At 44.9% G+C, this 12,839-nt stretch carries 10 protein-coding genes; 4 read left to right on the forward strand and 6 right to left on the reverse strand.

Annotated features, from left to right (window positions below; translation table 11 throughout):
* Nucleotides 1-11: 11 nt before the first annotated feature.
* From pgsA to K2P83_RS00980, 4 genes are all read right to left on the reverse strand, one after another.
* A complete protein-coding gene (pgsA, locus tag K2P83_RS00965; protein WP_292926003.1) occupies nt 12-596 on the reverse strand; it encodes a CDP-diacylglycerol--glycerol-3-phosphate 3-phosphatidyltransferase in 585 nt (194 codons plus the stop codon).
* A gap of 64 nt (nt 597-660) precedes the next feature.
* Nucleotides 661-2,478, reverse strand: a complete 1,818-nt coding sequence (uvrC, locus tag K2P83_RS00970) for an excinuclease ABC subunit UvrC (protein WP_292926004.1) — start codon at nt 2,476-2,478, stop codon at nt 661-663.
* 5 nt (nt 2,479-2,483) lie between these two features.
* Nucleotides 2,484-2,672 (reverse strand): 4-oxalocrotonate tautomerase family protein, encoded by a 189-nt coding sequence (locus tag K2P83_RS00975; protein WP_013966196.1) that lies wholly within the window; start codon nt 2,670-2,672, stop codon nt 2,484-2,486.
* Between the two features lie 33 nt (nt 2,673-2,705).
* The gene (locus K2P83_RS00980; RefSeq protein WP_292926005.1) at nt 2,706-3,380 is read right to left on the reverse strand and encodes a uracil-DNA glycosylase; all 675 of its coding nucleotides are present in this window, start codon (nt 3,378-3,380) and stop codon (nt 2,706-2,708) included.
* 158 nt (nt 3,381-3,538) lie between these two features.
* On the opposite strand from K2P83_RS00980, the gene K2P83_RS00985 reads away from it, so the two are divergent.
* The 4 genes from K2P83_RS00985 (at nt 3,539) to K2P83_RS01000 (ending at nt 10,465) form a co-directional block, all read left to right on the forward strand.
* On the forward strand, nt 3,539-5,326 hold the full coding sequence (locus K2P83_RS00985; RefSeq protein WP_292926006.1) for an autotransporter assembly complex family protein: 1,788 nt from the start codon (nt 3,539-3,541) through the stop codon (nt 5,324-5,326).
* Nucleotides 5,327-5,338: 12 nt separating this feature from the next.
* A complete protein-coding gene (locus K2P83_RS00990) occupies nt 5,339-9,175 on the forward strand; it encodes a translocation/assembly module TamB domain-containing protein (protein ID WP_292926007.1) in 3,837 nt (1,278 codons plus the stop codon).
* Nucleotides 9,176-9,226: 51 nt separating this feature from the next.
* Nucleotides 9,227-9,364, forward strand: coding sequence for a hypothetical protein (locus tag K2P83_RS00995; RefSeq protein WP_292926008.1), 138 nt, complete (start codon nt 9,227-9,229; stop codon nt 9,362-9,364).
* Nucleotides 9,365-9,955: 591 nt separating this feature from the next.
* Nucleotides 9,956-10,465, forward strand: coding sequence for a hypothetical protein (locus tag K2P83_RS01000; RefSeq protein WP_292926009.1), 510 nt, complete (start codon nt 9,956-9,958; stop codon nt 10,463-10,465).
* Between the two features lie 327 nt (nt 10,466-10,792).
* Here the strand turns inward: K2P83_RS01000 and K2P83_RS01005 are convergent, their stop codons facing one another.
* A complete protein-coding gene (locus tag K2P83_RS01005; protein WP_292926010.1) occupies nt 10,793-11,566 on the reverse strand; it encodes a M10 family metallopeptidase C-terminal domain-containing protein in 774 nt (257 codons plus the stop codon).
* A 226-nt stretch (nt 11,567-11,792) separates the two neighbouring features.
* Nucleotides 11,793-12,572, reverse strand: coding sequence for a response regulator transcription factor (locus K2P83_RS01010; RefSeq protein WP_292926011.1), 780 nt, complete (start codon nt 12,570-12,572; stop codon nt 11,793-11,795).
* Between the last annotated feature and the right edge of the window lie 267 nt (nt 12,573-12,839).

The following is a 12,839-nucleotide window of genomic DNA, read 5'->3' on the forward strand; positions in this document are numbered from 1 at the left end:
ATGAATGGTAATTAAAGAATCTTGCTGTCATCCTTGAGCACCTGTGGCATAGCAGCCTTTAAGTAATAGAACATAGACCATAGGGTTAAAACGGCGGCAATATAAATAAGCCATGTGCCTATTTCTTGTGAATCAAAGCTCTCACCAATGCGCTCATGATAAAGTAGCAAGGGGATAGCGACCATTTGTGAAGTCGTCTTGATTTTACCGAGGAAAGATACCGCAACACTTCTTGACTGACCGATTTGTGCCATCCACTCGCGTAACGCTGAAACGGTAATCTCACGCCCGATGATGATTAAGGCAATCGGCGCATCCAGCCGCCCAAGATAAACCAATACAATCAACGCGGCTGACACCATCAATTTATCAGCAACCGGATCAAGAAAAGCGCCAAACTCGGAGGCTTGATTCAAAACTCGCGCCAGATAACCGTCAAGCCAGTCCGTAATGGCTGCACCGGTAAAAATCAGCGTAGCCACCAGATTCTGATTGTCTGGCGATAACCAGGAATGCGGTAAATAAAAAATACCGACAAATAATGGAATGGCGAGTATCCGTAGCCATGTGAGTAGATTAGGTAGATTGTAAGGCATGATCGTTAGCTGATACTGATTGATTAAATGGGTAGCGATCTGGACTGGTAACAGAAATTAATCATTAATGTATTTCTTTATATATTTTCTCTGCCAGCTTCCGGCTAATTCCCTCTGTTTGTTGCAACTCTTCAATACTCGCGGTTAACACTCCTTTCAATCCGCCAAACCGGCCTAACAAGCGTTGCCTGCGTTTAGCCCCAACGCCGCTAATATTTTCCAGACTAGAGCTGGTTCTGGCTTTACCACGTCTGCCACGATGACCCTGAATCGCAAACCGGTGCGCTTCGTCACGAATCTGCTGAATCAGATGTAACGCCGCATGCTCACTGGGTAATTGTAACGGCTTTTCCAGTGCGGGAGAAATCAATTGCTCTAAACCGGGTTTTCGTTCTTCGCCTTTGGCCACACCCAATAAATTGGCGTCAGAAATACCGAGTTCTTGCAAGGCCTCCTGTGCTGCTGTGACTTGCCCTTTCCCGCCATCGATTAGAATCAGATCAGGCAATTGTCCCTCTCCGCTAGCAACCTTCTGATAGCGCTTGGAAAGCGCTTCACGCATGGCGGCATAATCATCGCCTGGGGTAATCCCATCGATGTTATAACGGCGATACTCATTATTGCGCATAGAAAAATTATCATACACAACACAAGATGCAACGGTAGCTTCCCCCAGAGTATGACTGATATCGAAACATTCAATCCGGTTCAAGCCGGGCATTTGCAATTCCTGCTGTAGTGCCAACAAACGCTTCTCCTGGCTGGCGTGCCGGCTCATCATCTGTTTCAGTGCAAGATGCGCGTTCTCGGTCGCCATGTCGAGCCATACGCGCTTCTCGCCGGTCGGATTCAAGTTAATCGTAATTTTATGCCCGCATTGCTCAGTTAGCAGATCCTGTATTGCTTCGCGCTCAATTTTTTCGCTCAGAATAATCAGAGGTGGTACGCTTCTATTCAAATAATGCTGCGCCAGGAATGCTTCAACAACGGCTGCTGCGGTGCAATCATCCGCATTTTGTGGGAAAAAACTCTTGTCCCCCAAGTGCCGCCCTCCCCTGATCATCGCTAAGTTGACGCATACTTTTCCTGAACCATCGTTCATCAGTACGCAGGCGACGACATCCGCATCCAGTGCTTTCCCGCTGTCGACAAACTGTTTTTCCCGGATTCTGCGTAAAGCTTGAATCTGATCCCGCAATGCAGCTGCCTGCTCATACTCCATGCGATCTGCAGCCTGCTGCATCTTCACTGAAATGACTTCCATCACTTCAGTTTGCTTGCCTTGTAAAAACAACTCGGCGTTCTTGACGTCATTTTGATACGCCTGCTGAGAAAGCTGACCGATACACGGGCCACTGCATCGCTTGATCTGAAACAGTAAACAAGGCCTTGTCCGATTACTAAAAACACTGTCCTCGCAGGTCCGAAGGCGGAATATCTTTTGTAACAACTGTATGCTTTCCCGGACTATACCGGCATTCGGATACGGTCCAAAATACTGATGTGTTTTATCCAGCGCACCGCGATAAAATCCTAACCGGGGAAAATTGTGACCGCTCAGAATCACATAGGGATAGGATTTATCATCCCGGAATATGATGTTATAGCGCGGCTTCAGGCTCTTGATTAAATTATTTTCAAGTAACAGCGCTTCGGCTTCGGAGCGAGTGACCGTTGTTTCAATACCGGTCACTTGCGAAACCATGAGCTGGGTTCTGGGCCCCAGATTAGTCTTCTGAAAGTAGGAAGAGACGCGTTTCTTAAGACTAATCGCCTTTCCGACATAGATCACTTCGCCTTTGGCATTTATCATGCGATAAACACCCGGCTGATGCGGTAAATTTACACAAAAATCCTTTGCATCAAAATCGGTGTTCGACAAACTGCTTAATCCTGACTACCGAGTAATTTTCCTGCAATTGCCCAATTTTCATCAGGAATCTCATCAAAACTGATATACGTATAGGATTTCGGCTTCTTGGCGATGCGTTCCAGGGTATCGGTCAGCTCGGCAGCAATTTGCTTTTTCTGTTCACGTGTTAATGTTCCGGCAACGCGGATATTGACATAGGGCATATAAAGTTTCTCCTTTGGTTTTTAGTGATATTCTTATCGCTTCATATCGGCAACAATTTTTTCAAATACTTGTTCAAACATTGCCGCTGTGAGACGTTTGGTTTGGGTATTGTAGCGGCTGCAATGATAGCTGTCATAGAGTTTCACGTCATTCTCAAGCGGCAAATGATGCACAGCGCCATGACCAAACGGATAATCTTTTAATTTGAGCCGCGCGCTCATTAACGCCGCTTGATGCGCGACTGTCCCGAGTGCAAGTAATGCCATGCCGTCTTTTTGAACAAATTCGTTGATTTCTGCTGTCAGATATTGGTTACATTGCTTAATTTCCTGAGGAACAGGCTTATTCTCCGGTGGCAGACACTTAACCGCATTGGTGATGCGGCATCCAAGCAGTTGCAGCCCATCATCCGCAGAAACGGATTCGGGTCGAGTGGCGAAACCAAATTTATGCAATGTCTGGTACAGTAAAATCCCCGCAAAATCACCGGTAAATGGCCGGCCTGTCCGATTGGCGCCATGCATACCGGGTGCTAGACCAATAATCAACAGTTTCGGACACCTATCCCCAAAAGCGCTGACGGGTCGTGCATGATAATCCGGGTGCTTGGTTTTTACGGATTGCAAGAAATCCGACAAGCGTGTGCATTGCGTACAATCAAAAAAATTTAAAGTATTGCAGTGCTGTGTTAAAGATTCGTTCGTCATGAGTGGGAATCAAAGTAATTGGTGATATTGCAAGGTTCAAACAGTCCAACAGTGAGTTTTTGTTAAACTTATTTTGATAAAGGTACACTGATTAACTATAAAAGTATAAAAGGATGTTATTTAGACTGAGGCCGTAGCCGGTTTTAGATCGAATCACTATGTCAAGCGCTCTCTCAAAAATTGATTACTGTTATATTCGATTCTGGTCAACGATCCTGCTGCTCATCGCAATCATACCCGGTATAACTCTGGCGCAAGAATCATTCGATATCACAAAAAACTCAACAACCGTGATATTGTCGGCGCCGGACACTATTAAAGAATTTCTTGTAACGTACTTTAAACTCCCAGCAGAGCCCTTTGCTGACAGTACTGCTGAAAAAACTTTCCTGTATCGCGCGCAAAAAGAAATTCGCAGCTTACTGGCAACAGAAGGTTACTTCTCACCCGTAATTTCATCATCGCACCAGACTCAAGGCGAAGTTACAAAACCAGAAATTCGAGTCGATCCCGGCGTAGTAACGCGCATTGGTGAAGTTTCCATCGTGTTTCGTGGTGAAATCATACAAGAAGACGCCAAATATCAGAAACGCATTGAACAACTTCGTGCCGCATGGCCTTTGCAAGCGGGTTCACCCTTCCGTTCTTCCGAGTGGGAACAGGCAAAAGCGACTTTATTATCTGAGCTAACACAAGAAGATTTTGCGGCCGCAAATATTGTTACCAGCCAGGCAACGATTGATCCTGATCATGCCCGCGCCGATCTTTCCGTAACCATTGATTCCGGGCCCGTTTTTTATTTGGGCGCGATACAAATAACCGGGCTAGAACGCTATGACCAGACTTTGATCACTAATCTAGCGCCATTTAAAATTGGCGACGCGTATCGACGCGATTTACTGAATCTTTTTCAGATTGCGCTCCAAAAAGCGCCACAATTTAACACGATCTCCGTCAATATTTCCCCCGATACGTCCCAACATAAATCCATTCCTGTTCAAGTCGTTTTGACTGAAGCGCAATCGCAGCGTTTCGCATTCGGTGGCGGGTACAGCTCGAACAACGGGGCACGGGGTGAAATCAATTATCGTAATCATAATTTCCTGGATCGCGCCTGGAATTTGACGAGCATGCTACGTCTGGAGCAAAAACGCCAAACCTTTTTTGCTGGCATTGATACACTCCCTGATCAAAATAATATCAATTATTCATTGATCACCAGTCTGCAAATGACTGATATTCAGAATTTGAAGACGAATGAACAAAAAATTGGTATGACGCGCAATTATCAAACACCAGAAATTCAAATGCAGTTTGGATTGAATTGGCAACGAGAAAATAAACAGCCTGCAGGTGCAATCAATCAGATTAATGAAGCATTAACACTGGATTGGCGCTGGCGACGTCAGATTGTCGACGATCCGCTTAATATCCGGCGTGGTAATGTGACCGAGATTCGCATCGGAGGAGGCAGTCAGCAACTCCTATCAACTCAGGATTTTGTACGCACCTATGCGCGCCATCAAATCTGGTGGCCAGTTGGCTCTCAGGATGTCATTTTTCTGCGGGCAGAAATTGGTTACACACTGGCTTCATCACGTTTTGGAATTCCTCAGGAATATCTCTTTCGTGCGGGTGGTATTCAATCGGTTCGCGGCTATGACTTTAAAAGCATCGGAGTGCAGGAAGGCAATGCAATTGTTGGCGGTCGTACCATGGCAACGGGCACCATCGAATACACGCGCTGGATAACTCACCAATGGGGGGCCGCTGCTTTTGCAGACATCGGTAGCGCTGCAGACAGCTGGCAAAAAATGCATCCGTTTATAGGCTATGGCGGGGGCATCCGCTGGCGCAGTCCTGCTGGACCTATCGCGCTTGATCTGGCCCGGGCGCATGAAACCGGCACGCTACGCTTCCATTTCTCCATGGCGGTTGCATTCTAAACTCTGATCATGATGACCAATCAAACCAATAGCAATCAGAATCCCAAGCGGATCAGTCAGCGCTCTACACGGCTGATCGGTTTGCTCGTTGTATTGCTGGTATCCGTCTTGATTGCCGGGTATTGGTTATTGAACAGCCAATCCGGGTTGCAAGGAACGCTCTCGACAATCAATCGATTGAGTTCCGGGGGGATTCAATTTGAAGGAATTCAGGGAACACTGCGAAACATTCAAATTAAAAGCATTCATTTTGCCCATGAAGAATTCCAGTTAACACTGCATAATACCCACGTAACCTGGAATCCCACTGATTTGCTTCAGAAGCAGATAAAAATCGATCAGTTATCTGTTGAAGCAATGGATATCCGCATACTCCCTTCACCCGCTGCAGCGCCACAGCGCACTTTACCTGAAAACCTATCTCTACCGTTCGCTCTGTCAATTCATACGATTAAAGTAGATTCAATACATTTACTTTCAACAATCCATGAGAATTCTGATTTGATTATTTCTGACCTTACGCTATCGGTTGATAGCAATGGGCATTACCACCAACTTAACAATCTGGATTTTCGTACACCTTGGGGGGGGGTCAGTGCTCTGGCAGAACTCAACGGAAATTCTCCTTTTGATCTGTATGCGCAAATCGATCTGTCTGATGCCCATCAATGGGGCGATTCGCAAGCTGTCATCTCCGGGAATCTGGAGCAGATGAATATTCAGATTCATGCCATGCAATCGGTCACAAAAAGAGATTTGACTCTACAACTGCAACCATTTGCAGCCAATCCAGTAACGCAGCTTCATGCGGTTCTAGAAAAGCTTAACCCGGCTAGTTTTGTTTCGGACTCACCCCATGCCAGCCTTTCCGTCATTGCCAATTTGACCTGGAATGAATCCGGGCAACTGGAAGGCAAGATTCTGCTTGAGAATCATGCAGCGGCCACATTGAATGACGGCGGCCTACCCTTTTCCGCATTCAGCGCGCAGGCTCGCATCACTGCAGAAATCCTGCAGTTGCAGGATATCCATGCGCAAATTAAGCCCGGCGAAATTGTAAGCGGGGATCTTATCTGGCAGTTAGAAGAAGCATCCGGGGCAGCCAATCTGCTTGTCAGCAAAGTAAATCCGCAGCATATTGATAGTCGCATCCGCGCAGCCCAAGTTTCGGGGAAAATTAGCTTGGAAGGTAGTGCGCAGAAACAATCGGCGCGCGTCAATCTTAAGGATAGTTCAATCAGTTTCAACGCAGCCATCACACGAAATGACGAGCATGTTACGCTCGAGCAATTTCAACTGCAGCGTAGCAAATCACAATTAGCCGGGCAAGGGAAATTCGATCTCGGCAATGAACAATCATTTGAACTGTCAGGGAATTTAGAAAACTTTAATATTGCTGATTTTATCCAGGCACCGAATTCCAATCTGAATGCGGCGATCCAGCTATCCGGTCAACTGTCTCCGCAAATTTCCGGAATGTTGAAATACACGATTCAAAAAAGCCGCTTGGAGAAATTCCCGGTAACAGGAGCCGGTCAGATTGCATTCAACGGGTCTAATCAGTTTAAGGGTAAGGCAGAATTAAATATCGGATCCAATCATTTTCTGGCGCAAGGCGGCACCGCTGAATCCGGAGATACTTATCAATTTGCTGTGAATGCGCCCGCTTTAGAACAAATCGGATTTGGTTTTGCGGGCGATTTACAGACGCACATTCAGTGGAATGGAAACCTAAAGTCACCCGATTTTGATTTCAAGATAAAAAGCCGGCATCTCCAGTTACCGGGAAATCAACACCTCTCAGGACTGGTTGCTGATGGGCATTTAAACAATAAAACCATTTCACTGAAAGCAGCTATTGGAAACTATGTTGTCAGCGATAAAGCAACCCTGCAACACGTGGAAATAAACGCCGGCGGAAAAATTTCTGACCACACGTTATTGGCTAAAGCACAGATAAATGATATTTCCAAAATCCAATTAAAAGCTGTTGGCGGCCTAGATAAAAGATCACCCGCTCAATCCCTGCGCTGGAACGGGCAACTAGCAGAATTCACCTCCACTGGAAAAATACCCGTTCGCTTAACAGCGCCAACAACTTTGGCAATCAATTCGGAATTCGTATCACTCGGCCAAACAAAATTATCCGTTTCCGATGGATTCTTAAACATCGATCAACTGCACTGGACACCCGGGGAATGGAAAACTCAAGGTCATTTTTCAGGCATCGCCTTACTGCCGGGCGAATACCAAAACTCAAAACAATTGTCGTTACAGTTAGGTGGTCATTGGGATTTTGTTTCCAATTCGCAATTAACCGGCAGTCTGCACATGCAATGTGAAAAAGGGGATTGGTATTTACCCAACGAAATATCACAGCCTTTGGGCTTGGAGGTGGCTCAGCTCAAAATCGTTGCACAAAATGGGAAAATAACCGGCCAGTTTGAATTAGCCAGCCAATCTATCGGCACTGCCAAAGCGCATTTGACCGTACCGGCAAAGCAATCGAACAATAGCTGGACTATTCCCGATGAAGCACCGCTGAACGGTGAAGTCATTGCCCGCATCAAGGACTTAAAATGGATTGATTCCCTTTTAGGTAACCGTGTGAGTACCAATGGACAGCTTCAGGTTCAGGCAACTATTCAAGGAACGCTCAAGCAACCGGACTTTAATGGCCGCGTTTCCGGCACGCAATTGAGTGTGGTTCTGCTGGAGCATGGCATAAATTTGCAGCAAGGCAGTTTGGTTGCCAATTTCCGCCAATCGAACTTAAAAATAGATCGACTGCACTTTATCACCCCGCACGAAGCACCACCGGATGACCGGTTGTTAAAAGATGTCAAGCTGGATAGCGCATCGGGTTCTTTAACAGTTACCGGAGACATCGGACTTATTGGCAATGAAAGCCAATTGGATTTCAAATTGAATCAACTCCCTTTCACGCACAAAACAGATTATTGGATCGTTGCATCCGGTTCAGGTCAGGCTAGGTTTCACAAAAACAGTTTGAGCGTGACAGGCAGCCTAGCGGCAGATGCCGGCTTATTGTTGCAACCGCCGCAAGATCGCCCTGAATTATCGGATGACATTGTGTTTGTCAACAGCCCCAATACTGCCCCGCAAAATCTGTCGCTACTGTTGGATATAGCGCTCAATTTAGGAGAAAAATTCTATCTCCGTGCAGCCGGATTGGAAGGCCGCTTAGCGGGTCAATTACAAGTTCAAAATGATAAAAATAATACGCTCAAGGTGAATGGCGCCATTGCAGCGCAAGATACCACTTTTAAAGCGTATGGCCAGAACCTTACGGTTCAACGTGGCATCGTCAGCTTTCATGGCCCTCTGGATGATCCCGGGTTAAATATTTTGGCCGTGCGGGAGGGTTTAGCGGTTGAAGCCGGCATTGAGATCATGGGTTCGGTGCGTCACCCAAGGGTGACATTGGTATCGACTCCGAATGTTCCCGATACCGAAAAACTTTCCTGGATCGTTTTAGGTAGAAAACCCGATCCCGGCGGATTAGATACATCGGTATTACTGGCAGCGGCGGGTTCGATATTAGGCGGGCAATCCGGAGCCGGAATTACCGAAAAAATTACTAAGGCATTGGGTGTCGATGAAATTTCATTCAAGCAAGCGGGAGTTGGCAGTTCACTGAGCGGGCAAATCGGTGTAGTCGGAAAACGTATTTCTTCCCGTGTTTATTTGAGCTATGAGCGCAGCCTGGCGACAACCACCATGGGAATCACGAAACTGACTTACAATTTGACCCCAAAAATAACTGTTGTGACACAAGCGGGCGAAGACAGTGCGATTGATCTATTTTATACATTTCAATTTGATTAGAACTAATTACTGTACTGATAAGACTGCGACATATGCCAGGAGGCGATTTTGATGCCTCTCTTCGATAACCCCATCGGTCATTTTTCTTTCCAGCCTATCATTGCGATTCCCAGCGAGAGCCTGATGTATCAGGCGGGGAAATTCCGGCAGGATAAAGACGACTTGAATATACCAAAGCAGCAAAAATAGCCGATTACAAAGCCTTTGTCTGCGATCGCAACGCAAATCAATGATCGAAAAAAGGCGATTGGAGATATTTTTCGAAAATAAAAATTCTTTACTATAGACACCCTTACTTCGAAAGCTATGTAACTTTACTGTCACTTATTCCGACACACCAAATACACATGATCTCAGCAATATAGAATCTGCCATTAAAAAGATTGATTGAAATCTCCGCATTCTGCTATCGAAACTTTGAGAATTCTTCCTGTTTAATGGCTGATTCCATAAAATTAGATCAGACTAATTACGATCCCCTTCAGGAACGTTATGGTCTGGTTTAATAGTCTTTCCATATGATTCCGTATCAGGTGAATCAACTGTTGGTTTGCTACAAGCGGTTAATGTCAATGCCAATACCATAATGATAGTAACTAATGCTATTAATTTTATTTTATCCCTTATATTTAGTAAACCTGAAGCTAACATGCTGCAGATGTAGCTATGCTGCCAATTATGGTTAAACTTAACATTGATCTACATCAATATTATTCGTTTTCATGAAGAGAAGTAAGAAAGGGGTTGCAACATCGAAAAATCATAATAATTTTGCTCCGCGTGCCCTGCCCCTATCCCCGCGGCAAGACCACGGGGAATCGCAAATTGAAAGTTTATGTGTTGATGGATAGCTGGTATATGCGACGCCGCGTGATTTCCGCCAACACCCGACTAGGTTTTTCGGTGATTGGTCAGATAAGGGTAGACACTCGCCTCTACGATCTACCACTACCGCGGCGTCACGGCAAATTAGGCGAAGTAAGAAGTATGGGGAGAAATACACGCCGAAACAAATTGATCAACTGCATCGTACCATCACAACGCTCAAGAATTACGGCAAAGTACAACGCGTGCGATTGCGCAGCCAACTTAGTCAGAACGCGCTTTCTCGATGGTCAGTTAGTGCATGCTGTTTGGTACGAATTTGAAAGAAGGAATGGAGAATGGGAAGTAGCCAGCCTGATATTGAGCTCAGACATCACACTGACGTCGGAACAAGTAATTGAAAGCTATAGCCGCGTTGGTCGATTGAGCCCATGTTCAATCAACTTAAACAAACTTGAAGCATGAAAGAAGCATGGCAGCAAACACACAAAGCCTTACAGCGCTGGGTGCATATCACTAGGGTGAGTTATGGCTTAATACAACTGCAAAGTTGCTAAAACAACACAACAATCGATGCGCTTTGTCAGCATACGCCTTGGCGCAAAGAAAATTAGTGAGGAAATCAACAGATTCAAGTTAAAAATTACCAGCTCGAACTGATGGCTCTATACTCTATTCAATAGAATTTTAGCCAGACAAATGCCAATCCCAGTCAGAAATTCGCGATTCTATATGAATAAAACATCCCGTTGTAAACCACAACGGGATGCCAAAATCGAGAGAAAACCAGAACTAAAGGATAAAGTCGCTAGCGTTGATTCCGGTTGTGGCTGCTCCGGTTAATTGGATTTCCATATCAGCCGTCAAATTACCATCATTATCCAATTCCACCTGGATAATAATGTCACTTCCTGAAGTGAAATATCTGACCTCACCCGCAGTTCCAGTGAAAGCAACATTGCCGATGAAAGTGAACGCTTGATTTCCCGCCGTGACAACATTCGCATCAATCGTTGACAAATCAATTTTGTCGACTAAATGTGTGAAATCAGTACAAATATCACGATTTGCTCCAACTGCACTTTCACTGGTTGCGTTGAAATCATAGGTATCATTTCCGCCACCATCGGTCATCGTGTCTTTGCCGGACCCACCGATAATGGTGTCGTTACCACCACCAGCACTAATGGTATCGTTACCCCCTAAGCCTGTGAGAATATTGGCGTTGCTATTGCCCGTGATAACGTTTGCTGCGCTGTTACCCGTCCCGTTAAGTGCCGTGAGAAAGCCGGCAGTATTGTCTAACGTCAGATTTTCGAAGTTGGTTTTCAACGTAGTGGAAGCATTGCGTGTGATCACAGTATCCGTACCATTGGCAAAGGCTTCGAATATTTGATCGGTGATTGAGTTGATCCTATAAATGTCATTGCCTGCACCGCCATACATCGTGTCATTGCCAGCAGACCAATTAGCGTTCAGGTCATCATTGCCGACAGTCCCCAATAAGGGAAAACCCGTGCCCGTGCTACCGTCATCACTGCTCGCTGTTCCATTAATAATAGCCATAATAAGATCTCCTTGTTATTTAGAAATACATTCCTAAACTACGCCACAAAAAGCTAAAGATTATTTTTGATGAGATTCTTCATCTCTTTGAAAGAATGAAACACTTTCCGATTCGGATTGGTTAATCGCTAAAGCAGTTTCACTCTATACTTGTTCGAATTGGGTGAATATGATTTTTTTGCTTTTTTACTAGGCTTTTTTTGCAGAAGCTATCGATGTAACTCATTCAGTTATTATGTTTCCTCTGATAGCACGACGGTACCATGCCAATATAACGGCGAAACAAACGTGCGAAGCTGGATGCATCTGCAAATCCACTCAGTTGCGCGACATCGGTGATCGTTATTTCCGGATTACGCAGGAATTCTTTGGCCTGCATGATGCGATGTTTTATCAGAAATTCACGAAAAGTCATGTGATGTTCATTGTGGAAAATTCTGCTGAAAGTAAAAACACTCATCCCGCAGATGGAGGCCACTTCTTTCTCGATGATTTTTTCCTGAAAATGCGCTTGTACATAGTTAATAGCTTGAATTGTGCGTTTCGATAGCAGCACTGTAGGACTACAATGAAATTCTTTGGGGATCTGACAACGTCTAAGAAGATTTACTCGCGGCTTAGTGGACCGAGATCTGGATTGAATGGAAAGCTGGTTAATTTCTTCGATGACCGATTCTGCTTTAAGCGGCTTTATCAGGTAGTTTCTAACACCGGTTCTAAATGCCCAAACCGCTAAATTTTCATTGTGCTGAAGAGTCAACATGATAACGGGGATGCCCGGGTGATCCAACCGGATCTGCCTGAGCAATTGTAAGCCAGACACGTCAGGAAAATCGTAATCGAAACAAATCAGATTGGGTTTGTTTTCTGTAATGGTGCATGTGATTTGATTCGTATCGACCGAGTAAATTTTGTGGACAGCTATTTCGTTTTTCCTAGAAAAAATAGGCTGCGCATTTTTATTATTTTTACACAAAGCTATCCATAAGATATTGATATTTCGCATTTCATATCGCCTCGTTTGAATGGTAATAACTGAAAACCAAAATCTCTCGATATCAGTTTTCAAACATTCTGAACTTCGAAGTGAAAGGTGTTATACCGATCCTTTCAATTGATATTTACTCAAAGGCCTCTCTAAAAATCCATATTTCGTCACAACACTTTGTTGCTCGAAAAAAATGTTTCCTTGTGATTACGGTCACATGATTACGGTGATAGTTTATTAAATGTACTTAACTCCACCCTTTACTTTTTTTTCGGGCTGCATTTC

The organism is Nitrosomonas sp. (assembly GCF_019752415.1).
Classification (GTDB): domain Bacteria; phylum Pseudomonadota; class Gammaproteobacteria; order Burkholderiales; family Nitrosomonadaceae; genus Nitrosomonas.

Excerpts from the sequence above, each read along its gene's own strand:
- pgsA (WP_292926003.1), bottom strand. The coding sequence starts at position 596 with ATGCCTTACAATCTACCTAATCTACTCACATGGCTACGGATACTCGCC.
- K2P83_RS00975 (WP_013966196.1), bottom strand. The coding sequence starts at position 2,672 with ATGCCCTATGTCAATATCCGCGTTGCCGGAACATTAACACGTGAACAG.
- K2P83_RS00980 (WP_292926005.1), bottom strand. The coding sequence starts at position 3,380 with ATGACGAACGAATCTTTAACACAGCACTGCAATACTTTAAATTTTTTT.
- K2P83_RS00985 (WP_292926006.1), top strand. The coding sequence starts at position 3,539 with ATGTCAAGCGCTCTCTCAAAAATTGATTACTGTTATATTCGATTCTGG.
- K2P83_RS00990 (WP_292926007.1), top strand. The coding sequence starts at position 5,339 with ATGACCAATCAAACCAATAGCAATCAGAATCCCAAGCGGATCAGTCAG.
- K2P83_RS00995 (WP_292926008.1), top strand. The coding sequence starts at position 9,227 with ATGCCTCTCTTCGATAACCCCATCGGTCATTTTTCTTTCCAGCCTATC.
- K2P83_RS01005 (WP_292926010.1), bottom strand. The coding sequence starts at position 11,566 with ATGGCTATTATTAATGGAACAGCGAGCAGTGATGACGGTAGCACGGGC.
- K2P83_RS01010 (WP_292926011.1), bottom strand. The coding sequence starts at position 12,572 with ATGCGAAATATCAATATCTTATGGATAGCTTTGTGTAAAAATAATAAA.